General features: G+C 72.0%; 21 protein-coding genes and 1 pseudogene. 10 read left to right on the forward strand and 12 right to left on the reverse strand.

The window, feature by feature from the left end; genetic code table 11:
• The first annotated feature begins 16 nt into the window (after positions 1 to 16).
• The 5 genes and pseudogenes from ACFYQA_RS05710 (at position 17) to ACFYQA_RS05730 (ending at position 6,479) form a co-directional block, all read left to right on the forward strand.
• Positions 17 to 1,621 carry a dynamin family protein gene (locus ACFYQA_RS05710; protein WP_388912001.1) on the forward strand — a complete coding sequence of 535 codons (1,605 nt, stop codon included), beginning with the start codon at positions 17 to 19 and terminating at the stop codon, positions 1,619 to 1,621.
• A gap of 3 nt (positions 1,622 to 1,624) precedes the next feature.
• The gene (locus ACFYQA_RS05715) at positions 1,625 to 3,781 is read left to right on the forward strand and encodes a YfjP family GTPase (protein WP_388912004.1); all 2,157 of its coding nucleotides are present in this window, start codon (positions 1,625 to 1,627) and stop codon (positions 3,779 to 3,781) included.
• Positions 3,782 to 3,861: 80 nt separating this feature from the next.
• A pseudogene (locus ACFYQA_RS05720) lies at positions 3,862 to 4,332 on the forward strand (single-stranded DNA-binding protein); the annotation flags it as partial.
• A gap of 456 nt (positions 4,333 to 4,788) precedes the next feature.
• Positions 4,789 to 6,159, forward strand: coding sequence for a Cys-Gln thioester bond-forming surface protein (locus ACFYQA_RS05725; RefSeq protein WP_388912007.1), 1,371 nt, complete (start codon positions 4,789 to 4,791; stop codon positions 6,157 to 6,159).
• Positions 6,160 to 6,212: 53 nt separating this feature from the next.
• Positions 6,213 to 6,479, forward strand: a complete 267-nt coding sequence (locus ACFYQA_RS05730) for a hypothetical protein (RefSeq protein WP_388912010.1) — start codon at positions 6,213 to 6,215, stop codon at positions 6,477 to 6,479.
• Between the two features lie 29 nt (positions 6,480 to 6,508).
• On the opposite strand, the gene ACFYQA_RS05735 is transcribed toward ACFYQA_RS05730, so the two are convergent.
• From ACFYQA_RS05735 to ACFYQA_RS05750, 4 genes are all read right to left on the reverse strand, one after another.
• Positions 6,509 to 6,823, reverse strand: a complete 315-nt coding sequence (locus ACFYQA_RS05735; protein ID WP_388912013.1) for a hypothetical protein — start codon at positions 6,821 to 6,823, stop codon at positions 6,509 to 6,511.
• A gap of 115 nt (positions 6,824 to 6,938) precedes the next feature.
• Positions 6,939 to 7,946 (reverse strand): transporter, encoded by a 1,008-nt coding sequence (locus ACFYQA_RS05740; RefSeq protein ID WP_388912016.1) that lies wholly within the window; start codon positions 7,944 to 7,946, stop codon positions 6,939 to 6,941.
• Complete coding sequence (locus ACFYQA_RS05745; protein WP_388912018.1) at positions 7,943 to 8,839, reverse strand: ABC transporter ATP-binding protein; 897 nt, start codon at positions 8,837 to 8,839, stop codon at positions 7,943 to 7,945. Before ACFYQA_RS05745 ends, ACFYQA_RS05740 begins: the two co-directional genes overlap by 4 nt.
• Complete coding sequence (locus ACFYQA_RS05750) at positions 8,836 to 9,240, reverse strand: GntR family transcriptional regulator (RefSeq protein ID WP_388912021.1); 405 nt, start codon at positions 9,238 to 9,240, stop codon at positions 8,836 to 8,838. The genes ACFYQA_RS05745 and ACFYQA_RS05750 overlap by 4 nt, the downstream gene beginning before the upstream one ends.
• Before the next feature lie 30 nt (positions 9,241 to 9,270).
• Here ACFYQA_RS05750 and ACFYQA_RS05755 point away from each other — a divergent pair, with 30 nt between their 5' ends.
• A complete protein-coding gene (locus ACFYQA_RS05755) occupies positions 9,271 to 9,594 on the forward strand; it encodes a hypothetical protein (protein ID WP_388912024.1) in 324 nt (107 codons plus the stop codon).
• 23 nt (positions 9,595 to 9,617) lie between these two features.
• Here ACFYQA_RS05755 and ACFYQA_RS05760 read toward each other — a convergent pair whose 3' ends face one another.
• Positions 9,618 to 10,538 (reverse strand): DUF6928 family protein, encoded by a 921-nt coding sequence (locus ACFYQA_RS05760; protein WP_388912026.1) that lies wholly within the window; start codon positions 10,536 to 10,538, stop codon positions 9,618 to 9,620.
• A 319-nt stretch (positions 10,539 to 10,857) separates the two neighbouring features.
• Here ACFYQA_RS05760 and ettA point away from each other — a divergent pair, with 319 nt between their 5' ends.
• Genes ettA through ACFYQA_RS05775 form a run of 3 tightly spaced genes read left to right on the forward strand, consistent with a single transcriptional unit; the run spans position 10,858 to position 13,668 of the window.
• Positions 10,858 to 12,522: an energy-dependent translational throttle protein EttA gene (gene ettA, locus ACFYQA_RS05765; protein WP_388912029.1), complete on the forward strand. Its 1,665-nt coding sequence runs from the start codon at positions 10,858 to 10,860 to the stop codon at positions 12,520 to 12,522.
• A gap of 4 nt (positions 12,523 to 12,526) precedes the next feature.
• Positions 12,527 to 12,970 carry an acyl-CoA thioesterase gene (locus ACFYQA_RS05770; RefSeq protein ID WP_388912031.1) on the forward strand — a complete coding sequence of 148 codons (444 nt, stop codon included), beginning with the start codon at positions 12,527 to 12,529 and terminating at the stop codon, positions 12,968 to 12,970.
• Positions 12,967 to 13,668 carry a hypothetical protein gene (locus ACFYQA_RS05775; protein WP_388912034.1) on the forward strand — a complete coding sequence of 234 codons (702 nt, stop codon included), beginning with the start codon at positions 12,967 to 12,969 and terminating at the stop codon, positions 13,666 to 13,668. Before ACFYQA_RS05770 ends, ACFYQA_RS05775 begins: the two co-directional genes overlap by 4 nt.
• A 67-nt stretch (positions 13,669 to 13,735) precedes the next feature.
• On the opposite strand, the gene ACFYQA_RS05780 is transcribed toward ACFYQA_RS05775, so the two are convergent.
• Positions 13,736 to 14,140, reverse strand: a complete 405-nt coding sequence (locus ACFYQA_RS05780) for a globin (protein ID WP_386393690.1) — start codon at positions 14,138 to 14,140, stop codon at positions 13,736 to 13,738.
• A 161-nt stretch (positions 14,141 to 14,301) separates the two neighbouring features.
• On the opposite strand from ACFYQA_RS05780, the gene ACFYQA_RS05785 reads away from it, so the two are divergent.
• A complete protein-coding gene (locus tag ACFYQA_RS05785; RefSeq protein ID WP_388912037.1) occupies positions 14,302 to 15,306 on the forward strand; it encodes a methyltransferase domain-containing protein in 1,005 nt (334 codons plus the stop codon).
• An 80-nt stretch (positions 15,307 to 15,386) separates the two neighbouring features.
• On the opposite strand, the gene ACFYQA_RS05790 is transcribed toward ACFYQA_RS05785, so the two are convergent.
• The 6 genes from ACFYQA_RS05790 to ACFYQA_RS05815 all read right to left on the reverse strand — a co-directional run bounded on the left by ACFYQA_RS05790 (position 15,387) and on the right by ACFYQA_RS05815 (position 25,545).
• Complete coding sequence (locus tag ACFYQA_RS05790; RefSeq protein WP_388912040.1) at positions 15,387 to 16,880, reverse strand: FHA domain-containing protein; 1,494 nt, start codon at positions 16,878 to 16,880, stop codon at positions 15,387 to 15,389.
• Positions 16,881 to 16,960: 80 nt separating this feature from the next.
• Complete coding sequence (locus tag ACFYQA_RS05795; protein WP_388912042.1) at positions 16,961 to 18,331, reverse strand: VWA domain-containing protein; 1,371 nt, start codon at positions 18,329 to 18,331, stop codon at positions 16,961 to 16,963.
• A gap of 173 nt (positions 18,332 to 18,504) precedes the next feature.
• Positions 18,505 to 20,136, reverse strand: coding sequence for a PP2C family serine/threonine-protein phosphatase (locus tag ACFYQA_RS05800; RefSeq protein ID WP_388912045.1), 1,632 nt, complete (start codon positions 20,134 to 20,136; stop codon positions 18,505 to 18,507).
• Between the two features lie 3 nt (positions 20,137 to 20,139).
• Positions 20,140 to 22,977, reverse strand: a complete 2,838-nt coding sequence (locus tag ACFYQA_RS05805) for a tetratricopeptide repeat protein (RefSeq protein WP_388912048.1) — start codon at positions 22,975 to 22,977, stop codon at positions 20,140 to 20,142.
• A gap of 18 nt (positions 22,978 to 22,995) precedes the next feature.
• A complete protein-coding gene (locus tag ACFYQA_RS05810) occupies positions 22,996 to 24,363 on the reverse strand; it encodes a hypothetical protein (protein WP_388912051.1) in 1,368 nt (455 codons plus the stop codon).
• A gap of 129 nt (positions 24,364 to 24,492) precedes the next feature.
• A complete protein-coding gene (locus tag ACFYQA_RS05815) occupies positions 24,493 to 25,545 on the reverse strand; it encodes a glutamate ABC transporter substrate-binding protein (protein ID WP_388912053.1) in 1,053 nt (350 codons plus the stop codon).
• Positions 25,546 to 25,585 lie beyond the last annotated feature (40 nt).

Here is a 25,585-nt window from a genome sequence, read left to right on the forward strand (position 1 = left end):
TGGGCATTCTTCACATGTGGTGACCTTGGACGTACGGCCTCAGCTGCTCGACGCACTCTCCGCCCTGCGCGACCGTGTCGCCGCCGCACGCTTCCCGCTGCCTGTGGCGGGGGCCTCACGCGCGCGTGCCAACCGCGACGAACTGCTCGCACAGCTCGACGACTATCTGGTGCCCCGGCTCAGAGAGCCCCAGGCGCCGCTGCTCGCCGTCGTAGGGGGGTCCACCGGGGCCGGCAAGTCCACCCTGGTGAACTCACTCGTGGGGCGGCGCGTCAGCGAGGCGGGCGTGCTGCGGCCGACGACCCGGACCCCGGTGCTCGTCTGCCACCCCGAGGACCACCACTGGTTCAGCGGAATGCGCGTGCTGCCCGACCTCACGCGCGTATGGGGTCCTCGGCGGGAGGTCGACGACCTGCTGCTCCCGGGAGAGAACCCGGCACGCGTCCTGCGCATCGAGACCGCCGACAGCGTCCCGCCCGGCCTCGCCCTGCTCGACGCCCCCGACATCGACTCCCTCGTCGCCGACAACCGCGTCCTCGCCGCCGAACTCATCTGCGCCGCGGACATCTGGATCATGGTCACCACCGCCGCCCGCTACGCTGACGCCGTGCCCTGGCACATGCTGCGCGCCGCCAAGGAGTACGACGTCAGCCTGGTGACCGTCCTGGACCGGGTACCCCACCAGGTCGTGTCCGAGGTGTCCCGGCAGTACGGCGCCCTCCTCACCAAGGCCGGACTCGGCCACGTACCGCGCTTCACCGTGCCCGAGCTGCCCGAGTCGGCCTGGGGCGGCGGACTCCTGCCGGCCTCCGCCGTGGCGTCGCTGCGGACCTGGCTCGTCCACCAGACGCAGGACCCCGCCGCCCGCGCGCACGTCATGGCGCGCACCGCCCACGGCATCCTCGACTCCCTCAACTCCCGCATGCCGGAACTCGCCGGTGCCGCCGCCGCGCAGCACGCCGCCGCGCTGCGGCTCACCTCCGCCGTCGAGGGGGCGTACGACAAGGAGCACGCACGCCTGCGCGGCCGGCTGCAGGCCGGAACCGTGCTCGCCGGCGACGCGCTCAAGCGGTGGCGCGCCTTCCCGCTCGACTGCACGCCCGGCGAGCTCCTCGACACCCTCGTGGAGGGCCTGAGTGCCCTGCTGCTGTGCGCCGTCGCCGCCGCCGACGAGCGGGTCGACACCGCCTGGCGGCGCGAGCCGGCCGCGAAGTCACCGGAGTTCGCCGACCGTGACGGGGCGACGGAGAGCGTCGAGCACCGGATCGGGCTGGCCGTACGGCGGTGGCGGCGCGAGCTGGAGGAGTACGCCGAGGAAGAGGTCCGCGAGCTCGACCGCGGTGCCGCCCCCGATCCCGAGACGGTCGCCGCCCTGACCGCCACGGCGCTGTTGAGCGGGCGCCGGGCGCGAACCGCGGGGGAGGAGCTCGCCCAACGGATCGGCGCGCAGGGGGCGGTGCGGCTGCGCGACCGGGGCGGGCGGCTGCTCATCGAGTACGTGAACCGGGTCATGCACGCCGAACGCGAACGCCGGCTCGCGCCGCTCGACGCGCTCGAGGTGCATCCGGAACCCCAGGCCGAACTCATCGCCGCGTTGTCCGTACTGCAGAAGGAGAGGTGACCGGTGACCGCCGTCACTGACCAGGACCAGGACCACACCGAACGCCCTGAGGGTTCAAAGGCGTCCGGGACGGCCGAGTCGGCCGAGCGGCCCGAGGGGGCCGGTCTTCCCGAGGGGGCCGGTCTTCCCGAGGGGGCCGGTCTTCCCGAGGAGGCACGCGGGGCGGACGGGCAGGAGCAGGGCGGGCGCGAGCAGGGCCCGTACGGGGACGACAAGTACAGGGACGACGACGCCTATGAGGAGGACGAGGAGGGCGGGGAGGACGAGGGGGACGAGGGGGACGAGGGGGACGAGGGCAGGGCGCCCGAGGACAGGACGTCCACGCAGGCATCCTGGGCCGACGGGCTGATCGCGCGCCGGGTGAGCGAGACCACCGGGTCGGGGAGAGGGGCCAGGCCGCGGACAGGGGCCGGGGCAGAGACGGGGAGGGGGGCCGGGTTCGGTCTCGGTTTCGGAGCCGAGTCGTACGCCGCGCTGGAGACCCGCGCGTCCGTGCCGCAGACGGTGTCCTCCGTGACCTCCCTGGCGTACGACGCGTCCCTGACGTCCCGGCTGGAGGCACTGCGCGAACTGGTGGGGCTGTCCAGGGCCCGGCTCGACAGCCGGACGCTGGCCGGGGCGGGCCGGGTCCTCGACGAGGCCGCCGCGCGCCGCAGGCTCTCCGGGCAACACACCGTCGTCGCCATCGCGGGCGCGACCGGCAGCGGCAAGTCGCAACTGTTCAACGTCCTCGCCGGAGCCGTCATTTCGGAGACCGGCGTACGGCGGCCGACCACCGCCGCGCCCATCGCGTGCAGTTGGAGCGACGGCGCCGCGGGTCTCATCGAACGGCTCGGCATCCCGCCCCGATTGCGACGGCGCCCGTTGCAGGCGACGGCGGACGCGGACGAGCAGCTGCGCGGACTCGTCCTCGTCGATCTGCCGGACCACGACTCGGCGGCCGTGCAGCACCGCCAACAGGTCGACCGGGTGCTGGACCTGGTCGACGCCGTCATCTGGGTCGTCGACCCGGAGAAATACGCCGACGCGATGCTGCACGAGCGCTATCTGCGGCCCATGGCGGCCCACGCGGAGGTCATGTTCGTCGTCCTCAACCAGATCGACCGGCTGCCCGGGGAGGCCGCCGAACAGGTCCTGGACGATCTGCGCCGCCTGCTCGACGAGGACGGCATCGCCCTGGGCGAGTACGGAGAACCCGGTACGACGGTCCTCGCGCTGTCCGCGCTCACCGGTGACGGGGTCGATGAACTACGTGAAGCGCTCGGCCAGTTCGTGGCCGAGCGGGGAGCGGCCGGCCGCCGTGTCGCGGCGGACGTGGACATCACCGCGGCCCGGCTGTGGCCCGTCTACGCCAACCGCCGGTGGGCCGGACTCAGCGAGGAGGCGCGGGAGGAGTTCACGGACCGGCTCGCGGACGCCGTGGGAGCCACCGCGGCGGGCGAGGCCGCCGAACGCGCCTGGCTGCGCAACGCCAACCGCGCGTGCGGCACCCCGTGGCTGCGGCTGTGGCGCTGGTACGAGGACCGGGGCGGGCCGCCCACCGGGAAACTTCCGCAGCGGACGCAGCCCGACGAGGAGATCACGGCCAGGCAGCGGGTGGAACAGGCGGTGCGCACGGTGTCCGACCGGGCCTCGGACGGGCTGCCCGAGCCGTGGGCGCAGGCGGTGCGCGAGGCGGCCGTACGGGGCTCCCAGGGGCTGCCGGAGGCGCTGGACGACCTCGCCGCGCGCGTCGCACTGCCGCCGGGCCGGCCGCCGCGGCCCGGGTGGTGGCCGGCGGCCGTACTCGCCCAGGTGTCCATGACGATCATCCAGTTCATCGGCGGGCTGTGGCTGGTGGGTCAGATCGTCGGGTTCATGTCGCCGAACCTGGGGGTGCCGGTGCTGCTGATGGTGATCGGCATCGTCGGAGGTCCGATCGTCGAGTGGAGCTGCCGGATGGCGGCCCGCGGACCGGCCCGGCGGCACGGGCTGGAGGCCGAGAAACGGTTGCGGGAGGCGGCCGCGGGGTGCGGCCGCGCCCGGGTCCTGGATTCGGTGGCTTCGGAACTGCTGCGGTACCGGGAGGTACGGGAGGAGTACGGACGGGTGGCGGGGTTGTCCACAGACCGGCGGTGGTCCACAGGCGTCAGCGGGACCGGTCCGACGGCGGCAGTCTGACTCGCAGCCGTACGGGACGGGCCCGTACGCGTATCCGCCCGGTCGCCGGTGCCGGTGTCCGGGCGGGGGAGGCAGGCGCGATGAACGAGACGATGATCTGCGCGGTGGGCAACGTGGCGACACAGCCGGTGTTCCGGGAGACGGCGTCCGGACCGGTGGCGAGGTTCCGGCTGGCGGTCACGTCGCGGTACTGGAACCGGGACAAGGCCATGTGGGCGGACGGACACACCAACTTCTTCACGGTGTGGGCCCATCGCCAGCTCGCCACCAACGCCACGGCCTCGCTGTCGGTGGGCGAACCCGTGATCGTGCAGGGGAGGTTGAAGGTGCGTACGGAGACCCGCGAGGGGCAGCAGGGCCGTACCTCGGCGGACCTCGACGCGGTGGCGATCGGTCACGACCTGGCCCGGGGCACGTCGGCCTTCCGCCGCGCGGGCCGTACGGACCCCCAACAGGCCTCCCCGGACCGGCCGGAACCCATGTGGGAAACCAGGCCGGGCGAGGGAGCCAAGGAGGTTGAAGCGGCCGAAACCGCCGAAGCGGCGGGTGTGGCAGGTGTGGCAGGTGTGGCGAGTGCGGTGGGTGTGGCGGAAGCGGTCGAAGCGGTCGACGTAATCACCACAGCCGAGCCTGCCGCCGCACAACCGTCGCCGGAACCAGCCATGGTGACGTGATGTCGCCGGTCCGGCCCTCGGTGGCGGAGCCGGCCGAAGTGCGGCTTATCGGTGCATCCATGGCGAACGATCCCGAGGTGATTCATCGACAAGCCCTGCTCTTACCCACTCCGGCGATAACGATTCCACGTCGGATCAGGCCTCCGACGTGATCACCGGCGGACGCGGTTCGCGGCGTACTTAGGATTCCGGGCATGGCTCCCGGAGTTCTTGGGGCCGGTGATTCTGCTGGTGGGACCCACCCCCCACGTCAACGGGTCCCGCTCGGAAGGGAAATCGGTGTTTGCTGCGTCCTCTGGATTCTCTGCGTCGTTCGCACGTGGGCTCGGGCCGGTGAGACGTCTCACCGCCGGAACGCTGGTGTCCGGATTCATCGCCGCCGGTGTACTCGCCGGCGCCGGGACGGCGGTGGCCGACGACGGGACGACGCACGGTGAGGGCGGAGCGGCCGCGACCGTGGAGGGCCTGAAGACGTACGGCGAGGCCGTGATCCGCGGAGCCGCCGGGGACCAGCAGGTGTCGGCAGGACTGTTCGAGATGTCCGTCGAAGGCGGCGGCATGCTGCAGACCTACTGCGTCGACATCCACACCCCCACGCAGACGGACGCCGAGTACCACGAGAGCGACTGGAGCGGGACCTCACTGGGCGCCAACGAGGACGCCGGCAGGATCCACTGGATCCTGCGGAACTCCTACCCCCAGGTGAACGACCTCGCGGCACTCGCCGACCGGGCGGGCGTCCGGGGTGAGCTGACCGAGCAGGACGCGGCGGCCGGCACGCAGGTGGCGATCTGGCGCTACTCCGACGACGTGGACGTGGCCGCCGTCGACCCCCAGGCGGAGCAGCTCGCCGACTACCTGGAGAAGAACGCGCGCGACCAGGCGGAGCCGCAGGCGTCGCTCACCCTGGACCCGCCGGTCGTCTCCGGACGCCCCGGCGAGCTGCTCGGCCCGGTGACGGTACGTACGGACGCGCGCGGCGTGACGATGTCGCCGCCGGCGGACGCCGCCACGAGCGGAGTACGGATCCTGGACGCGGACGGCCTGCCGGTCATCAGCGCGGTGGACGGCACCGAGGTGTTCTTCGAGATACCCGAGGACGCGCCCGAGGGCACGGTCCAGGTAGCCGCGCAGGCCTCGGCCACGGTGCCGGTCGGCCGGGCGTTCGCCGCCGAGAGCCGCAGCCAGACGCAGATCCTGGCCGGCTCCAGCACCTCGACGGTCTCCGCGACGGCGAGCGCGACATGGGCGGAGCAGGGCGCGATCCCGGCGATGTCCGCCCGGAAGAACTGCGCCGAGGGCGGCGTCGACGTCGTCACCACCAATCAGGACGACGAGCCCTTCACCTTCGAAGTGGCGGAGCGCGAGTACACCGTGGAGCCGGGCGCCACCCGCACGGTGACGGTTCCGGTGGCCGAGGACCGGATGTACGACTTCACGGTCCAGGGCGCGGACGGCTTCGAGAAGCGGTTCACCGGCATGCTCGACTGCAGGACCAAGGCCGCCGAAACCGGCGTCGACATCCAGACCCTGAGCGGCCCCACCCCCGCCCCCGTGGCGGCCGGCTCCATCGACGTCAACCTCGCCGACACCGGCGCCCCCAGCGCCGCCCCCTGGATCGTCGGCACCGCCATCACCCTGGTCGTCCTCGGCGGAACGGCCCTGGTCATCACCCGGCAGCGCGAGGCGGGACGCGGCAACTGACCGACGCCGGTGCCAACCGCCGGCCGGACCGGGACGCGGCGGACGACGAAACGGTGAGCATCAAGCTCACCCGCGACCAGGCGTTCGTGCTGTCGGACTGGCTCTACCAGGTGATGTTTCAGTCCGACGACCTGGAGGGGATCGTGCGTGACCGAGCTGTCTGGTCACCGATCCACGCGATCTCAGGAACGCTGGACAAGACGCTGAGCGAGATCTTCGCGTCTGACTACGGCCCCCGCCTGGAAGCAGCCAAGGAACGCCTCCACACCGACCTGTACGGCAACGTCGACGATTCAACGGCGCAGAGCGAGGACGGCTGACCCACTCGATCGAAGCGCCCGCCGAACGGCTACTCCTGAAGGGCAAGATCCGGATGAGTGGCCAGGAAGGCCCTATGAAGGATCGCCGCCGTCGCTCCCAGTAGGGCCGGCACGCCGCCGACCACGGCGTGCGGCCTGCTCGTCCGGCCGCGGGCCGACGCCCGGTACTCGGCGCAGGTCCGCACCAGCCCGACGAGGGCCAGGGGCAGCGAGAGGAAGCAGACGACCGCCCAGACCGGGCAGATGGCCGCCCGCCCCAACCTCGCCGCGGCCACCCTGCCCGGCCCCCGGACGACCAGCAGACGGCGGCCCAGGACCGGGCGGAAGACGGCCTTAGGGCCCACGGGACAGCCGATATCGGCGAGATCGATTGAACGGTGAGGGCATCCTGTCGACGCCGTGAGGGCAGCCGGGTCCCGGCTGCCCTCACGGTTGCTCCCGTGGTGGGACTGGCGTCTGTCAGGTCAGTCGGCGGCGGATCCACCAGGCGCAGAACCCGGTCAGGGCCAGGGCGAGGCCGAGGTAGAGCCCGGTCTCGGCCCATTGAAGGGTCCAGAAGTTGCCGGCGGGCTGGTACGTCACCTGCTGCTTGTAGCCGAGGGTGCCGAGGTCGGCGAGGCAGCGGTCGAATTGCTGCAGGGTGGGCGGGCCCGACTCGGTGTGCAGGCAGTCGGCGAAGGACGACGGCACGGTGGAAGGCTGACCTGCGGCGTTCAGCGTCTGTTGGGAGGTTTCCCAGGCACCGGGCACCTCGGGATGCACGACGATCTGCTTGGCGCCCTCTTGGATGCTGATGGGGGCGCCGCCGGGATCGATCGGTACGGTGGTCCGGTCCGGAGAGGCCAGGTGGGGCCGGATCCACAACGGCACGACGATCTGTACAGCGCCGTAGACGGCGAGCGTGGTGGCCATCGCGGGCAGGGTGCGGCGGATGACGAGGCCGAGGGCGACGCCCAGGACGAAGGCGAAGGCGGCATGGGCCATGGGAACGACACCCCGTGCGGCGAAGGCCACGGGGTCGAGCCGCGGGAAGTACGTGTCCGTCGCGCCACCGCCGTTGACAGCCCGGTCGATGGGGCTGCTCCACCAGCTCACTGCGAGCGCGGCCAGCCCGGCAGCGGTCATGGCGATCGCCGCACCAAGGCCCAGCTTGGTCGCCAGCCAGCGTGTGCGGGTGACGCCCTGGTTCCACGCAAGGTAGTGGGTGCCGGTCTCCAGTTCATGGGCGATCAGCGGCGCGCCCCAGAACATCCCGATGACCGCCGGCACGGCGAGCACGACCAGCAGTCCGGCGTAGTAGAAGGTCTGGTCCGAACTGGAGACGTGGTCCACCAGGCTGCTGCCGGCAGCTCGGTAGAGGTCGGCCAGCTGTGGGCCGGTGACCGCGAGCGTGGCGGCGAAGGCGGCCACCGCGGCAAACATCACGGTGGCCTGGGTGCGGAACTGGCGCCAGGTCAGCCAGATCATCGGAGTGCCTCCAGCGCGGGTCGGGTGTCACGAACCGCATCGGCGGGCCGGGTCATGTAGGCCAGGACGATGTCCTCCAGACCGAGCGGGCTGACGGTCCAGGACGGATCGTGGACCGCGGTGTCGGTGCGCACCAGGAGGGTGGTCTGCCGGTCGGTGTGGCTGGCGGTGATGACGTGCTGACCGGCCGGAAGCGTGTCCGGGTCGCGGCGCGGGCCGGTGAGCCGGTGGTGGCAGGCGACCAGGTCGTCGATGTCGCCGGCCGCCTGCACTCGGGAGTCGACCAGGACGATGACGTAGTCGCAGGTCCGCTCCACGTCGGAGACCAGGTGGGAGGAGAGCACGACGCTCAGCTCGTGCTCGGCGACGGCCTCCATCAGGTCCTGCATGAACTCCCGTCGGGCGAGCGGGTCCAGGGCCGCGACCGGCTCGTCCAGGATGAGCAGTTCCGGGCGCTTGGCGATGCCCAGGGTGAGAGCGAGCTGCGCGCGCTGGCCGCCGGACAGCTTGCCGGCCCGCTGCTTAGGGTCCAGAGCGAGGCGACGGATCCGGTCGCGCGCCACGGCGTCGTCCCAGTTCGGGTTGAGGCGCTTACCGAAGTCGAGGTGGTCGGCGACGCTCAGCGCGGCGTAGGTCGGGGTGTCCTGGGCGACGAAGCCGACCTTGGACAGCTGTTCCACACTCTCGGCAGGACGGCCGCCGCACACCTCGATGGTGCCGGCCGTCGGGGTCAGCATGCCGGAGGCCAAGTTCAATAAGGTCGACTTGCCGGCGCCGTTGGGGCCGACCAGGCCGACCACCCGGCCGGCGGGGACGTCCAGGTCACAGTTCTGCAGCGCCCAGCGCCGCTTGTACCTCTTGCCCAGGCCCTGCGCTCGCAAGACAGCGCTCACGCTGCGTCCTTTCCGGCGGCGTCACGAAACGTGTTCACGAACAGCGCCTCGATGCTCTCCTCGTCGAGCCCGGCCAGGCGAGCTTTGGTCAGCCAGCGCTGCAGGTCCTTGCGCAGCGGTCCGTGCGCGGCGAGCGTGCCGTCGGCCAGCGTCCGGGTCACGAACGTCCCGACGCCGGGACGGGCGGCCACCAGACCGTCGTGCTCCAGCTCCCGGTACGCCTTGAGCACCGTGTTCGGGTTGATCGCCATCTGCTTCGCCACATCCTTGACCGTCGGCAGTCTGTCCCCCTCCTTCAGCAGGCCCAGGCGCAGTGCATGCCGCACCTGCTGGACCAGCTGCTGGTACGGGGGCAGGCCGGACCGGCCGTTCAGGTGGAACTCAATCACCGGTTCCTCCATTTACCTAGTTGCCTAGCACTATAGCTTTCTATGTCGGCCATTCGGCAAGGCGTGCACCGCGGCGCCGGCTACTGGCAAAGCCTGCTGGTGGCGGGCGACCCGGACCCGGAGTTCCGCACTCACCGCCACCTCTTCACCGTCAGACGGCCCTGGCGGCGAGGCTGCGTCGACGATCTGCTGCGCGACGTCGCCGACGACAAGGTGGCGGATGTCCTGATCACCGACACCCGGCTCCAGCGCATCCATCACCCCTACGACGGCGGCGCCGATGTCTTCCTCACCGCGACGGAAGAACGGGACCGGATGCGTAATCGGTACGCCACCTGGTTCTCGAGCCATTCGGCCGGTCTTTGACCGGATCGAGCTCGCGTCCGTGCTCATCGAACCTCGTGACCACGGCCCGGAAGTCCTTCAGGACATTGCTCGTCCGCTCGGCTTCGTTCCTTCGCTTGTACCTCGTCCTCCCGGAGCCGGAGGCCCGGACGCCCATCCACGTCGCTTCGGGACGAAGAGGCCGTGAGCCAGAGGCCGTCGCGCTCGGTCAGGGAACCGTCGGGGCTCAGTGTGTAGAAGCGCGGCGGGTCCATGGCTTCCACGGTTCCGCGCAGCTCCGTTTCCTGCTCTGCGGGACCGGGCCCATGTGGGTCCCGCACGTGGAATCCGTGCAGCTCGATGGCGCCCGCGTCGACGTCGTCGGGCTCGGGGCGGCCCTCCTGGATGAAGCCGCAGAGCGTACGCAGCGCGTCCTCGCCCAGGTCCAGGGGGTGAAAGGGCAGGGGGTACGGCTCTTCCTCCTCGCCGGGCCAGGGGACGATGTCCGCCGGGCGGTCCCCGGCCCAGTAGGGCAGTTCGAAGGGGAGCGGTTCGCCGATGTTCTCGATGATTCCGCTGTCCGGCGACAGGCTCAGGGAGCGGACGAGGCGCCCGTCCTCCCACACGGCGAACGCGAGCCAGTCGACGACGCTGTGCATGGCGTGCATGGCGTGCATGGCGTGCAGGACGAACCGTCGGCCGGCGCTCGCCGCCACGAGGTGTTCCGGGAGCTGGGAAGGGGCGTCGATCATCACTTCCCGATCACCGATGACCTCCACGCCCGGCCGGCTCGCCGCGTACACCGTCCCCTTCGGCGGGTACACGCCGTCCCCGAGGTTCGAGCCCTCGCACTCCTCGATCTTCCGGCCCGGGTAGAGCCGCCGCATCATGGCGGCCGTCCGGTCGGGGTCCGCCGCCCCTGCTCGCCGCAGCGACTCCGGCACGTCGCTGCCGGCGTACACCAGCAGTCCCGTCTTGGTTCCCAAAACCCCTCCCCAGAGTGTTGCCCTTGATGGCGGACGCACCACAGCCGCACGCTCTGACAACGAAGGTGACCCAGCCCGCCTGCCCGGCTGGGCCGCCTCTGTGTCGACTCAGGCCCCCGACACCGACCAGTAGCGACCGACAGTGAGGGAAGTGACGGAAGTGAGGGAAGTGGCAGAAGTGACGGACGAGTCACCGTCGCGGCCGTCGAAGCCCCGGATCGGAGGCCCCGGGTGGAACGCGTTTCCCCCTAGGGGTGGCGGTGCGGCAAGATGGGGTGTATCTGCCCACTGCCAGTTTCAAGCTGCCGGACGGTTTCTCTTGGCTGAGTTCATTTACACCATGCGCAAGGCGCGCAAAGCGCACGGCGACAAGGTGATCCTCGACGACGTCACCCTGAGCTTCTACCCGGGGGCGAAGATCGGTGTCGTCGGCCCGAACGGTGCCGGTAAGTCGACCGTTCTGAAGATCATGGCGGGGCTGGAACAGCCGTCCAACGGTGACGCCTTCCTCACCCCCGGTTACACGGTGGGCATCCTGCTCCAGGAGCCCCCGCTGAACGAGGAAAAGACCGTCCTGGAGAACGTCCAGGAGGGTGTCGCCGAGGTCAAGGGCAAGCTCGACCGGTTCAACGAGATCGCCGAGCAGATGGCGACCGAGTACACCGACGCGCTCATGGACGAGATGGGCAAGCTGCAGGAGCAGCTCGACCACTCCAACGCCTGGGACCTCGACGCCCAGCTCGAGCAGGCCATGGACGCCCTGGGCTGCCCGCCCGGCGACTGGGCCGTCGCGAACCTCTCCGGTGGTGAGAAGCGCCGCGTCGCGCTCTGCAAGCTGCTGCTCGAGGCGCCCGACCTGCTGCTCCTCGACGAGCCCACCAACCACCTCGACGCCGAGTCGGTGAGCTGGCTCGAGCAGCACCTCGCCAAGTACGAGGGCACCGTCGTCGCCGTCACCCACGACCGGTACTTCCTGGACAACGTCGCCGGGTGGATCTGCGAGGTCGACCGCGGCCGCCTGCACGGCTACGAGGGCAACTACTCCAAGTACCTCGAGACCAAGGCCACCCGCCTCAAGGTCGAGGGCGCCAGGGACGTCAAGCGGCAGAAGCGCCTCAAGGACGAGCTCGATTGGGTCCGCTCCAACGCCAAGGGACGTCAGGCCAAGTCCAAGGCCCGTCTCGCCCGGTACGAGGAGATGGCCGCCGAGGCCGACAAGATGCGGAAGCTGGACTTCGAGGAGATCCAGATCCCGCCGGGTCCGCGGCTGGGCAGCATCGTCGTCGATGTGAACAACCTCAGCAAGGGCTTCGACGAGAAGCTGCTGATCGACGACCTCAGCTTCACGCTGCCGCGCAACGGCATCGTCGGCATCATCGGCCCGAACGGTGCGGGCAAGACCACGCTGTTCAAGATGATCCAGGGCCTCGAGGAACCCGACTCCGGGTCGATCAAGGTCGGCGACACCGTCAAGATCTCTTACGTCGACCAGAACCGCGCCAACATCGACCCCAAGAAGACGCTCTGGGCGGTCGTGTCGGACGAGCTCGACTACATCAACGTGGGCCAGGTCGAGATGCCCTCGCGGGCGTACGTCTCCGCCTTCGGCTTCAAGGGACCGGACCAGCAGAAGCCGGCCGGTGTCCTCTCCGGCGGTGAGCGCAACCGGCTGAACCTCGCGCTCACCCTCAAGCAGGGCGGCAACCTGCTGCTCCTCGACGAACCGACCAACGACCTCGACGTCGAGACCCTCAGCAGCCTGGAGAACGCGCTGCTGGAGTTCCCCGGGTGCGCCGTGGTCATCTCCCACGACCGGTGGTTCCTGGACCGCGTCGCCACCCACATCCTCGCCTACGAGGGCGAGTCCAAGTGGTTCTGGTTCGAGGGCAACTTCGACTCGTACGAGAAGAACAAGATCGAGCGGCTCGGGGCGGACGCCACACGTCCGCACCGCGCCACCTACAAGAAGCTGACCCGGGGCTGATCTCTTGCGGCACATCTACCGCTGCCCGCTGCGCTGGGCGGACATGGACGCGTACGGCCACGTCAACAACGTGGTCTTCCTCCGGTACCTGGAGGAAGCCCGTATCGACTTCCTGTTCCGCCCGGACAAGGACTTCCAGCAGGGGTCCGTGGTGGCCCGCCACGAGATCGACTACAAGCGGCAGCTCGTGCACCGGCACGCGCCCGTGGACATCGAGCTGTGGGTCACGCAGATCCGGGCGGCGTCCTTCACCCTCACCTACGAGGTGAAGGACGGCGACCAGGTCTACGTCCGGGCCTCCACGGTGATCGTGCCGTTCGACTTCGAGGCGCAGCGTCCGCGCCGGCTCACCCAGGAGGAGCGGGACTTCCTCCAGGAGTACACGGACGACGGCGACAGCGGGAGTGACGCTGCCGACACCGATCAGGAGGAGGCCGTCGCGGCATGACGGTGCTCCATCTCGCCGACGAGAGGGAGGCCGCGGACCTCGCGGCCTTCCTCTCCCGGCTGCTCCACTACGACCGTGGGGCCGCGGTGCGCCTCCAGGCGTCGGGCACCGCACTCGCCGTGTTCGGCCGGCCGCCCTCCTTCGAGGTGCTGGCCGTCCGCACCGTGCGGCTGGCCAAGCCGTACGAGGACGGTATCGACGTCACCCTGGACGTGACGGTGTCCGCCGGTGAACTGCTGGAGTCGGTGGACGAGACCGCTGTCACCGCCGCCGTGCCGGGCGCGGTGACCGGGCCGCCGTGGGCCGGGATGCTGCCTCCGCGCAGGGGCTGGCAGGCCGAACCCGGGCTGCCGGCACCGGACTCCCTGCGGGCGCTCGTCGCCGCCGCGGTCGCCGAATTCAAGGCGCGTACGGGCGAGTTGACGCCCGAGTCGCGTACCCGGGCCGAACTCGACCGGATCGGGCGGGAGATCTGGTCCCGCACGGTCGCCCGCACCGACCTTCCGGTGCGGGCCGTGCACGCGGCCCAGTCGCTGGGGTTCCTGCGGGCGGCGGCCACGTCCGCCGGCGCGGACGGCGACCCCGGCGAGCCGGTGCTGCTCGCCTCGGGCGCATGGCTCCGGCTGCGGACGCCGTACGGGTCGATCGCCCTGCGTCGGGCGGGAACGGCCGGGGCACTGGGGCTCAGCGTGCGCTGAACGCCGGTGTGCCCCCGGCGTGCCCCGGTATGTCCCGGTCCGCAGAGGGCTCGGCCCGGAGGGTGGCTCAGCCCGGGGAGTTGATCATCGAGGCCGCCGCGTACGTCATGTACTTCCACAGCGTCTGCTCGTGCTCCTCGGACAGGCCGAGTTCGTCGATGGCGTCGCGCATGTGCCTCAGCCAGGCGTCGTGCGCGGCCTGGTCGACCTTGAACGGCACGTGCCGCATCCGCAGCCGCGGATGGCCCCGGTTCTGGCTGTACGTGCTCGGACCGCCCCAGTACTGGATCAGGAACAGCGTGAACCGCTCCTCGGCCGGCCCGAGGTCCTCCTCCGGGTACATGGGGCGCAGCAGTGGGTCCCCGGCCACGCCCTCGTAGAAACGGTGGACGAGCCGGCGGAAGGTCTCCTCCCCGCCGACCTGCTCGTAGAACGTCTGCTCCTGAAGCGTGCCGCGCCGAATCTCTGTCACCCGTCCATGGTCTCAGACGGGGCGGCATAGGCCTCAAGCCCCAGGTCCCGCCGTTCTGCCCTTTGGTCCCCGTTCAGGGGCCCGTCCCGGGTCAGGCTCCGGGTCCCGCCCCGCCCCCGCCCCCGTGCCGGTGCCGGTGCCGGTGCTCGTACTGTGGAGGCATGGGTGGGCATGCTGCTCAGCGGGACCTGGACGACCTCGCCGGCTCGGCGCGGGCGGCGCTGGTGCGCGAGATCGCCGAGAGCGGGGCGTTCGACGCCGACCCGGTGTGGCGGGAGGCCTTCGAGGCCGTCCCGCGTCATCTGTTCGTGCCGTACTACTACGTGGGCGCCGTCGGCGGCTACGAGCGGCGGTGGGGCGAGAGCGCCGACCCCCGGGCGGGCGAAGCCTGGCTGCGCGGCGCGTACGAGGACGTCCCGCTGGCCATCCGGATGCGCGACGGCGAGCTGCTCTCCTCCAGCAGCCAGCCGTCCCTCATGGCGGTGATGCTCGTCGGACTGGGCGTCCGCGACGGCGACCGGGTCCTGGAGATCGGCACCGGCAGCGGCTACAACGCCGCCCTGCTCGCCCACCGGCTCGGTGACGACGACCTGGTCACCACCGTCGACCTCGACCCGGAGATCACCGAGTCGGCCCGTCGGCACCTGGACGCCGCCGGACACCACCCGGTGGTCGTCACCGGCGACGGTGCGTGCGGGGTGCCCGCACGCGCCCCCTACGACCGGATCATCGTGACCTGCACACTGCCGTCCGTGCCCGGCGCCTGGCTCGCCCAGTGCCGGCCGGGCGCCCGCGTCCTCGCCCCGTTCGCCACCGGCCTGATCGCCCTCACCGTGCACGGCCCGGGGCACGCCGAGGGCCGGTTCCTGCACACGCCCGCCTACTTCGTGCCCCTGCGCGGCGCGAACCGGTCGCGGGCGGTACGGGCCGCCGGGGCCGACCTCGCCGACCTCGCCGACGTGCCGCGCCGGGCCAGGGGCAGCGACCGGTTCCGGTTCCTGCTGGCGCTGACCGCGGGCAGCATCGGGGCCGGGGAGGCGTACGAGGTGTGGCGGCGCGAGGGACGGCCGCGGCGCGAGCGCTACGGCCTGACGGTCGGCGAGGACCGGTGCTGGGCGTGGCTGGACGACCCAGGAGGGCCGCACCGATGGGTGCTGCCCTCCTGAAGCCCTGAGCCCTGAAGCCCTGAGCCCTGAAGCTCTGAGCCTTGAGTCCCGAACGTGCCGCCGGCCGGGATTTCCCCGGCTCAGCCGCGGTGGATGGTGATCGTCGTCCAGGCGCCCACGTGGACGCGGTCGCCGTCCTGGAGCGGGACCGGGACGAACGGCTGAATCGGTTCCTCCGAACCGTTGACCGTCGTGCCGTTCGTCGAGTTCTGGTCGACGACCGCCCAGCTGCCGTCCGGCTGCTGCACCAGCACCGCGTGCTGGTGCGAGACGCCCGGGTCCTCCGGCGGTGTCGACAGGTCGATGTCGGGGGTGTCACCGGTGGAGTGGCGCCGACGGCCGATCGTGAGCTGGTTGCCGGTCAGGGCGCGCTGCTGCTCGGGCGAGTACGCGGGCAGGTTCAGGCCCGTGGCCTCGGGGCCGGAGCGGTGCATCATCGCCATGAAGTAATCGCGGTCCGGACCGATCGTCGCGGTCCAGGTCACCGGGGACTGGGGCTGCTGCGGGAAGCCGCCGGGACCGGGCGGCGCCTGGGTCGCGCCGGGTGGCGGGTAGCCGTAACCACCGTGCTGCCCCTGCCCGTGCTGCCCCTGCCCGTGCTGCCCCTGCCCGTGCTGCCCCTGCCCGTGCTGCCCCTGCCCGTGCTGCCCCTGTCCGTGCTGACCGGGGCCGTTCGGACCGCCCTGGCCGCCACCGGGACCGCCGGACGGCGGAGGGATGACCCAGTCGTCGTCGCCGCCGAAGGCGGGACCACCCTGCTGCGGAGGCCGGCCGGTCTCCTGCGGGAATCCGGGCGGGGCCGGCGGACCGGACCGGTACGCCTGCGGAGCACCAGGACCGTTCGGGCCACCGGGGCCTCCGTATCCGCCCTGACCGCCCTGACCACCCGGTCCGCCGTGCGGACCACCGGGGCCACCAGGACCGTTCGGGCCACCGGGCCCACCGGGGCCTCCGTATCCGCCCGGTCCGGGCGGTGGCGGTACCGGGCGCGAGGGGTCGCCGCCGAAGCCGGGCGGGCCCGGCGGGATCGGCTCGGCCGGCCGGTTCACCTGTGACGGACGGGAGCCCTGGTAGTCGTAGGAGTCACCACCGTTGCCACCGCCGTACGGCGGGCCGGGCGGGGGCTGCTGCTGGTATCCGCCGTGACCACCCTGGCCACCGGGTCCGGAGCCACCGGGTCCGGAGCCGCCGGGTCCGGGCCCACCCGGGCCGGGACCGCCGGGACCGCCGGGGCGCGGGGCTGCCGGGGTGTACGAGGTCGCCGTGTTCGTCAGGAAGTTCCACCGGCATTCTTCGCAGAACGGCGCGGCGCCCTCACGGGGCGTGCGGCACTGCGGGCACAGCTCCGCTCTGCCGCCGGGACCGCCGGGACCACCGGGACCGTTCGGGCCCCCGGGGCCTCCGTATCCACCGGGGCCGCCGGGACCGTTCTGGCCGCCCGGGGGCGGGAATCCGTAGCCACCGCCGGGGGGAGGGGGAGGAGGGGGCGGCGGCACGGACCCCGCCATGCGGTGGCCGCACACCTCGCACCAGTCCTCGGAACCCGACTGGTGTCCGTTCGGGCAGGTCGGCATGTCGGCGCTTCCCCCTCTCCTTGTCCGGTCGCTTCCGACCGAAGTTCTCCGGCTCGAGGCCGGGCTCGTTCAACTCGCGTTCACTTCTTTACACGAACAGTCTTGGTGGACCGGGTTTCGAGTGTCATCTCGTCGGCCTCCTCGACCCTCGCTTTCAGTCGCACAGTACCGGTCGCGGCGTCGACCACGTCCACCACCTTCGCAAGCAGTTTCGCAGTATCGGCGTTGCCGGAGACACTCGCGAGCTGGACGGCCCGGCCCAGTTTGGATGTTGCTCCGTCGAAATCACCCGCTTTGCGCAAATCAAGGCCCTGTTGGATGACTTGGGCCAGTTCGGCCTGTCCGGTGTAATGGGCGACTTGGGGGTTGATGGACGTCGAAGAGGCCATGTCGTCCGTCCACACGGCTCGTACCAGACCCTGCGCGCCGAGCTTCTGGACGCCCTCCGCGCCGCTCCCGGCCGAGGCGCCGGCGGGCTGCGGGATGATCAGCGAGAGCCGGGCGGCGAGCATCTCCCGCCCCACGTCCGCGGCCGGAACCTCGACGCAGACGTGGTAGTCACGGGACTCGTCGCCCCAGGAACCCAGCGGGTAGTCGCCCGCGCGGGGGCCGGCCTCGGTGCGCCGCCCGGTCAGCTCCTCGACCGTCGGCGCGACCTGTTTGACGAATCTCACGGCCGCGCCCAGCGGGGTCCAGAGCCGCAGAGCGACGTCCGCGACCTCCTTGCCCATCGCCGTTTCCATCATCCGTGTGAAGTCGTCGGCGAGTCCGGCCGGATCGGCGACGATGTCGGCGCTGCCGAGGAGGCCGGAGGCGATCGCTGTGACTTCTTTCACGTCCCAGTCGGTGCCCACGCCACGGGCGTCGCAGGTGAACCGTCCGGCGCACGCCTCCAGGGCCGCCTTCAGGTCCTCGGGCGACTCGTGCTCGTTGCGTCCGTCGGTGAGCAGGATGCCGTGCCGGATCGCCACGTCCGCCGACGCCAGCAGCCGGTCGGCCAACTTGAGCCAGGTGCCGATGGCCGTGCCCCCGCCCGCGTTCAGCGTGCGCAGCGACCGCTTGGCCTGCTCACGGGTGGCGGCGTCGGCGACCGCGAGCCGCCCGGCGCCGGGATAGACCTCCTTGGCGACATGTGTGCCGCCGACCACCGCGAAGTGCACGCCGTCGCGCAGGGCGTCGATCGCGGCGGCCGTGGCGTCGCGGGCGTTGCGCATCTTCGTCGGCGGATAGTCCATCGAGCCGGAGCAGTCGACCATGAGGACCACGGCCGCCGACGGCCCCTCACCCGGCGTGTAGAGGTGGGGTGCCGCCACCGTGCTGCCGACGGTGCCGCCGCCGGTCGCGGTCACGGTGACGATGGCGTTGACCTCGCGGCCGCCCTCCGGCAGATACTCGTTCTGGTACACGTCCACCGAGAACTGCGGCACGTTCGACTTCGCGAAATTGGCCATGCCTGCTTCTCTCCCCCTGGAGAACCCCGACGAACGGGGCGACGACAGAAGGCGGACCGGTCCCCTCCGGTTCGCCGGTGCTTGTCCGCAGCTCCCCTACGGTTCCCTGCGGCTTTCCCTGTACCTTCCCCGTCAAGGGCCTGCCGTACGCGGCCTCAGGCCGATCCTGCCCCCTACGGCACGGCCGGGAACGGCACGAGGGCCACTGTTACGTTGTCGTGGCCCCCGCCGTCGAGGGCGTGTCCGAGCAGGACCCGCGCACCGTGCAGCGGGCGGACGGCGGCGTCGACGGGAACGGCCCGGGCCATCTCCTCGACCGACTCCGCGTAGTTCCACAGCCCGTCCGTGCAGACCACGACGACTCCGGGCCGGTCCGGCTTGAACGACGCGGTGTGCGGATCGAGTTCGTAGGCGTCGGCGCCGAGCCAGCCGGTGATCGCGTGGGCGCGCTGGTCGGCGTACGCCTCGGCCTCGCCCATCAGGCCCGCGGCGACCATCTGCGCGGCCCACGAGTCGTCCTCGGTGAGCCGGGCCGGGGGGGCGGCGCGGTCCACCGGGACCCAGTACACGCGGCTGTCGCCGACCCAGCCGACGACCAGCAGACCGTCCGTCACCACGGCGCCGACGAAGGTGCAGGCCGGGGAGTTCTGGTGCGGGGCGCGCTCCCGTTCCGTCTCGGGCTCGTCGGCCAGCGCGTTGACCGCGTCCGACGCGGCGATGATCGCCTCGTGCATCGCCTGCTGCGGGTGCGTGCCGCGCGGCAGGGCCGCGAGCAGCGACGCGCTCGCCACCCGGGCCGCGGCCAGCGAGGCCTCGTCGGGCCGGGTCGCGGAGGAGACGCCGTCGCAGACGATCGCGACGGAGGCGGGGGAGCCGTCGGGCAGCGTGGTGGTGCCGATGCCGAAGGAGTCCTCGTTGCGGTGGTGGCGCAGGCCGCGGTCGCTGACCGCGGCCAGCGGGCCGCATTCCTGTTCCATGTGGTCCCGTTCGCGTGGCTGGGCGTGGCCGCAGTTCTCGCAGTAGCCGTCGTCGTCCACCCTGCCCGCACGACAGGCCACGCACACGGTGCTGCCCGGGGCGGCCGAGCCCTGCTCGCCGCCCTGCTCGGCGGCCACGCGCGGGTCCGGGGCCTGCAGCGGGTACTCCTCGGGTTGCGTGCCCGGACCGGCGACGGGCTGCGCGCCCGGCCGAGGGACCTGCTGGGCGCGCGGCTGCGGGACCGGGTCGGCGATCGGGGCGGCGACCGGCTGGGCCGGGCGGTCGAAGCGCACGCCGGAGGACCGGGGCGCCCCGGCGGCCGGAGCCGTGGCGGGGGGCGCAGCGGGCGGGGGCGGTGGCACGGGCGCGGAGTGCTGGGAATGGGGGTGGGGGTGGGGGTGGGAGCGGGGGTGGCCGGTCAGTGGGAGGCCGGCCGAGTCGGTGCCCGCCAGGTCCGCGGGCCGGTGCGTCGGGGCGGACACGCCGGAACTGTCCGGGCGGACGCCGGGCCAGTCCGGCTCGGTCGGCATCGGCGCCGACGCCGGACGAGCCGCCGGGGGCGCCGGGGGTGCGACCGGGGGTGGGGGCGGGGGTGCCCCGCGCTCCGCCGGACTCGGCGACGGCACCGCGCCGTTCCCGGCCTTCCCTGCGTTCCCGGTGTTCATGGCGTTCCCGGTGTTCATGGTGATCGTCGGATGGTCCACCGGCGGTGCCGGGACGGCCGACAGGTCGTATCCGCACGCACCGCAGAATCGATCACCCGGTTCGAGGGGTTCCTCGCAGCTCGGGCATTTCGACAGAGCGGCTTGCTGGGGCATCTGCGACATCAACTACACCCACGTCCGGGGGCGGTAACGGTTGGCACGTTCCACCAGGTCGATCCTCTCCTCACCGCTCCGCGCCAGCCGGGCCAGCGTGCGGTACGAGCGCTCGAGTCCGAAGCGCAGGTTCCGCTCGTCCAGTCCGCTGCCGAGCAGTGTCCTTCCCCCGGCGGCGTTCCGCTGCCCCCGTCCCGGCGGAGCCGGAAGCGGAAGCGGAACGGAACCCTGGCCCCCGGAGAGTACCCAGTCGAGCGCGCAACCGAGGACCTCGGCCGCCAACTGCTCCCGGCGCGCCGGATCCAGACCGTACGACTCCAAGGCCTCGACCTGGCCCGCCGCGGCACTCAGGTCGTCAAGGAACGGTACGTCGCCCGCGGTCGCGGTCCGCCCCCGCAGCCGGGCGCGTACGGACGCCACCCGCGCGGCCGTGTATTGGATCGACGACTCCGGCACCGACACCAGCGTCCGTACGGCGCCGCTCCGGTCACCGGTGGCCAGCCGTACCCGGGCCAGGCCGAACGCCGCGCTCACATGGCTCGGGTCGGTCGACCACACCAGGCGGTAGTACTCGGCGGCGTTGTCGAGCTGGCCCAGCACCTCGGCGCAGAGGCCGAGCGCCAGCTTCGGCGCGATCTCGCCCGGGAAGGCGTCGTAGATCGCGTCGAAGGCGAGTGCGGCGCCCTCGTGGTCGCCGGTGACCAGGGCGGCGACCCCGCGGTACCAGACCACCCGCCAGTCGTCGGGTTCCTGCTCCTCCAGGGTGCGCAGCGCGACCAGCGCGGGCTCCGGCTCGCCGGTCTCCAGCCAGGCACGCACCTGCCGCAGCCGGGTTTCGGTCGACGGCGCGGGCGTCGCGGCCAGGGCGTTGACCAGCTCCGCGGGCGCGGACGCCAGCAGCCCCGCGAGGAAACCGGCGTTGGGGTCGGCCGGGTCGATGAGTGGGACGGGCAGCGCGAGCGCCGCCGCGGGGGTGTCGACGGACTTGACGAGGCCCGGGACGGCACCCGAGGGGGTGCCCGAGGTGCCCGAGGCACCGGGCTGTCCGCCCGCCGCGCCCCCACCGCCCGCCGCGACGCCGCCCCCGCCTTCGGGGAGCTGCTCGGGCCGCTCGGGCCGCGTGAGCTGTGTGACCTGCGTGAGCCGTCTGCGTCCCGGCCCTCTTCGGGGCATCACGCGCGCCCCCAGCCGGGACACGTCGCCGTACGACGCCGGGAACAGCTCGGTGTCCGTCACCCGCAGCTCCGGACCGAACAGGGTCGACAGGGCGGGGCGGGCGCGGCCCGACTGGAGCGAGACGACCTCGCGCAGGACGCCGGTGAGCTGCTCGGCCATCTCCTGCGCGGAGGCGAACCGGCGGTCCGGGTCGGGATCGGTGGCGCGGACCAGCAGCCGGTAGAACGACTCGTACTGCCGGAAGACGTCGATGTGGTCCGGGTCGGGCAGCGAGTCCGCGTAGACGTTCGTGTAGCCCTGGAAGTCGAAGGTGAGGACGGCGAGCGTCCGGGCGACCGTGTACAGGTCGGAGGCGACCGACGGGCCGACCTCGGCGACCTCCGGGGCCTGGTAGCCGACCGTGCCGTAGATGGCCGACTCGTCGTCGTCCGCCCGGCGCACCGCGCCCATGTCGATCAGCTTGAGCTCGTCCTCGGTCTGTATCGCGTTGTCGACCTTGAAGTCGCAGTACAGCAGGTTGCGGGAGTGCAGGTGCCCCAGCGCCTCGAGCGCCTCGATGCCGTACGCGCACGCCTGCTCCACCGGCAGCGGGTCCCGCCTGCCGTCCGGTGTGCGGCGGCCGTTGGCGATCTCCTTGAGGGCCTTGCCGCCGACGTACTCCATGACGATGTAGCCGTCCAGCGAACCGGTGCGCTGGTCGAGGTGCTCCACGAAGTTGTAGATCCGCACGATGTTGGCGTGCTCGATCTCCGCGAGGAAGCGCCGCTCGGAGATCGCCGCCTCCATCGCGTCCTGGTCGCCCGTGTCCAGCAGGCCCTTGAGGACCACCCAGCGGTCCGAGACCGCCCGGTCCACGGCGAGATAGATCCAGCCCAGGCCGCCGTGCGCCAGACAGCCGACCACCTCGTACTGGCCGTGCACCACATCACCGGCCCGCAGCTTCGGGACGAACGAGTACGGGTGGCCGCACTTGGTGCAGAAACCCTCCGTACGGCCCGGCCGGCCGACCCGCACACGGCCCACCTGGGCGCCGCAGTCCGAGCGGGAGCAGAATCGCTTCCGCTCCGGCACCTCGGGGTTGTCCAGCACCATCGCGCGCGGGTCGGGCCGCGGGATCGGCGGGACCTGGACCAGCCCCGCGCCCAGCCGGCCCCGGCCGGAGGAGCCGCCGACGGACCCGGAGCTGCGCACCGACACCGAGCGGTCGGCGCCGTCGCCGCCCTGGAGCGAACGGGAAAGCCGCCCGGACACCGAGCGCCGTGACTTCGCCGACTGCGACGGCTGGGACGACGTACGCGAACCGCGGCTGCCGGTACGGGCACTGCCGCTGGAACCGCCGGAACCGCGAGCACCCCGTGAGCTGCGCGAACCACGCGACTCCGGGCCGCCGACGGTGACGCCGGTCGGGGCCGAGCCGACCTCCCCGGTCGGTGACACGACCGGGGCGAGCCCGCAGGTGTCGCAGTACAGCTCGCCGCCGCCGACGTCCTCGTAGGCGCCCTCGCAGCCGGGACGCTGACAGACACGGGGCGCCGCGGCGGCGGCCTGCGACGACTGCGCCTGCTGCTCCCCGTTCCCGCTCTGTTCCTGGGTCCCGTTCCGCTCCCCGGAACCACCGTCGGGCTGTCCCTGGGGCCGGCCCTGGTGGTGCGTCCGGTTCTCCGCCTGACTCATGCGCCTGCCTCCCCCTCGTCACTCATGCGTCGGCCCCCCACGCTCCTCGGGCGCGCCCCGACCGGACTGCCCGTACGGGCCGGACTGGCCGGGCACCCGTTGCGGCACCGTACCGAGGAGTTCGGCGGCGGCGTGCTGGTAGCGCAGCACCGCCTCCCCGGCGACCCGCAGATCGCAGGGCGCGCTCCACAGCATGCGGCGCGCCTTCTCGTACCGCTCGGCCAGCACGGTGTCCTCCGCGAGGCCGTGCCGGGCGACCTTCGCCTTGTACGCGTCGAGCCGGCCGCGCAGCTCGGCGCGGATCGCCAGCGGCGCGGTGACCGCGGTCAACGACTCGCGGGCGCGCACCAGTTCGTCCTCCGCCTTCTGCTCAAGGGACTCCAGGAGCGGGGACAGCCGGTGCCACTGGGCGTGCCTGCGGTACTCGGCGGCCGTAGCCAGCTGTTCCTGCAGCACGGTCGGCGGGCCGCTGACGACCGGCACCTCCGTCGCGGCGATCTTCGCGAGCACCTCGCCGCGCGCCGTGCGCGCCTCGGCGAGCGTACGGTCGGCGCGCGAGAGGACGTCCCGCAGCCGCACGATCCGCTTCTCGGAGTCCTGGCGGACCGCGAGCACCGCGTCGATCTCGCGGCGCACCTCCTCCAGGGCGCGCGCCTCGCGGTCGTACACCGTCGTGTCCGGCCGGCCGCCGCCCGGCGCCGAACTGCCCTCCAGGGGCTTCCAGAAGGCCAGCGGGTCGGAGATCACCTGTTCGCGCAGCCGGGTCAGGGTGCGGGTGATCCGCTCCAGGTCGTCGCCCGCCGGATGCTCGCCGGGACGGACCCCTACGGGGTGGGCGAGTCTGCGGGTGCGCTGGAGTTCGGCGGCCAGGAGATCTATCCGCGCGGGCAGCGCCGACCACACCGCGTCCGAGGCGACGACCATGTCCAGCGAGGACGCGTACAGCTCGTTCATCAGCTCGACCAGCGCGGCCAGCGAGTAGCGCTCGCTGAGGCGGCCCGCACGGCCGTGGAGCGTCGGCGCGTTCGTGTTCGCGGTGGCCGAGCCCGCGACCGTTACGCACTCGCCGCGCAGCAGCTCCGTCAGCTCCGCCAGGTCCTCACGGCTGGACCAGCGGCGCCGGGCGCGGATCTCGCGGGCGGTGTGCAACGCGCCGGAGTACGCGTCGAAGTACGTCCACAGCAGCGTGATCGAGGCCTCGGTGGCCTGCCAGCGCTCCTCGGTACGGCCGGTGAGACGGGCACCCTCCAGGAGTCTGCGGCCCGCGTGGTCCTGCAGGGCGAGGAGCGAGGTCTCGACCGCCTCGTGCTCCGCGCCGAGCCGCGCGAGCGCACGGTCCACCTCGTCCCGGTCCATCACCGGCCCGGTGGGATCCGTGTCGCCCATCGATCACCTCTCGCTGCGGGTCGGTCGTCGACGTTCGGTCGTCAATGTTCGGTCGTCAATGTTCGGTCGTTGACGTTCGTGCGTGGTCCTGTGTGCGTCTCTCTGTCCGCGCGGTGGGTTGACGGGAGGTCAGCTCACGCGCAGGTACTCCGGTGCCGGTGGTTCGGAACTGCCCGGATCACTGCCCAGTGTCTTCGACAGCCAACGCTTGTACGAGGCCTGCCATCCGTTCGCGGTGTCCTCGCCGAAGTCCACCAGGACCTGGTTGACCCGGCGGACCAGGTCGTCCGCGTCGTCCTTCATCGCCACGCCGTAGTACTCGGTCGTGAAGGAGTCGCCCTTGAGTTCCACCGTCGGGTCCTGCGCGGCCTGGCCGCCGGCGAGCGCGGCGTCGGTGACGACCGCGTCGACCTCGCCGAGCTGCAGCCGTACCAGGCAGTCGAGCTGGTTGGGAACGGTGGTGCGGATGTCGGCCGACCGGGGGAGGGCGCCCCTCGCCTTGTCCGCCTCCAGGTTCGCGTACGCGGTGGAGCCCGCCGCCGTGCAGATCTTCCGGCCCGCGAGCGTGGGGCCGTACCCCTGGACCGGGGAGATCTTCGGGGCCAGGACCTGCTGTCCCGTGGTGAAGTACGGGGCGGAGAACGCCACGTCCTCCAGGCGTTCGCAGTTGATCGTCATGGTGCGGACGATCATGTCGACCCGGCCGTCCTGGATCGCCGGGATGCGCTGGTCGGTGGGGATCGCCTTGAACTGGACCGCGTCCCGGTCGCCGAGTATGTCCTCGGCGATGCGGTGCGCCAGGTCGATGTCGAAGCCCTCGAGCCGGGTGCCGCCCCCGCTGTTGGGGTCGCGGTAGCCCCAGCCGTAGCTGTTCTGGTCGATGCCGACGACCAGCTTCCGCTTCTCGTCCGGGCGGGCCTTGATCGCGTCGATGACCTGGCCGTCGGTGTCGGAGGGGGTCAGGGTCTGCTTCTCGGGATCGTCGCACTCCTCGGCCGCCTTCGCGTCCATGGCGTCGGTCACGCCCTGTCCGGCGGTCCTCGGCTCCTCGCCGGGCCCGGAGGAGGACTTGGTGCTGGTCAGCACCAGCGCGAAGATCAGCGCGAGCGCGCAGAGGGTGGCCATCGCGCCCACCCCGCCCCAGCCCCGCAGGCCAGCCCGCAGACGTCGTACGTTCCTCATCACGCCCCCCTCCGCTTCACCCTTCACCGGTCCTGCGGTC

The organism is Streptomyces sp. NPDC005774, assembly GCF_042871645.1.
GTDB lineage: Bacteria > Actinomycetota > Actinomycetes > Streptomycetales > Streptomycetaceae > Streptomyces > Streptomyces pratens.

Coding starts and splice junctions, on each gene's coding strand:
- ACFYQA_RS05800 (WP_388912045.1), bottom strand. CDS start 20,136: ATGTCGCAGATGCCCCAGCAAGCCGCTCTGTCGAAATGCCCGAGCTGC.
- ACFYQA_RS05790 (WP_388912040.1), bottom strand. CDS start 16,880: ATGCCGACCTGCCCGAACGGACACCAGTCGGGTTCCGAGGACTGGTGC.
- ACFYQA_RS05775 (WP_388912034.1), top strand. CDS start 12,967: ATGACGGTGCTCCATCTCGCCGACGAGAGGGAGGCCGCGGACCTCGCG.
- ACFYQA_RS05740 (WP_388912016.1), bottom strand. CDS start 7,946: ATGATCTGGCTGACCTGGCGCCAGTTCCGCACCCAGGCCACCGTGATG.
- ACFYQA_RS05795 (WP_388912042.1), bottom strand. CDS start 18,331: ATGGCCAATTTCGCGAAGTCGAACGTGCCGCAGTTCTCGGTGGACGTG.
- ACFYQA_RS05805 (WP_388912048.1), bottom strand. CDS start 22,977: ATGAGTCAGGCGGAGAACCGGACGCACCACCAGGGCCGGCCCCAGGGA.
- ACFYQA_RS05755 (WP_388912024.1), top strand. CDS start 9,271: ATGTCGGCCATTCGGCAAGGCGTGCACCGCGGCGCCGGCTACTGGCAA.
- ACFYQA_RS05785 (WP_388912037.1), top strand. CDS start 14,302: ATGGGTGGGCATGCTGCTCAGCGGGACCTGGACGACCTCGCCGGCTCG.
- ACFYQA_RS05815 (WP_388912053.1), bottom strand. CDS start 25,545: ATGAGGAACGTACGACGTCTGCGGGCTGGCCTGCGGGGCTGGGGCGGG.
- ACFYQA_RS05750 (WP_388912021.1), bottom strand. CDS start 9,240: ATGGAGGAACCGGTGATTGAGTTCCACCTGAACGGCCGGTCCGGCCTG.
- ACFYQA_RS05810 (WP_388912051.1), bottom strand. CDS start 24,363: ATGGGCGACACGGATCCCACCGGGCCGGTGATGGACCGGGACGAGGTG.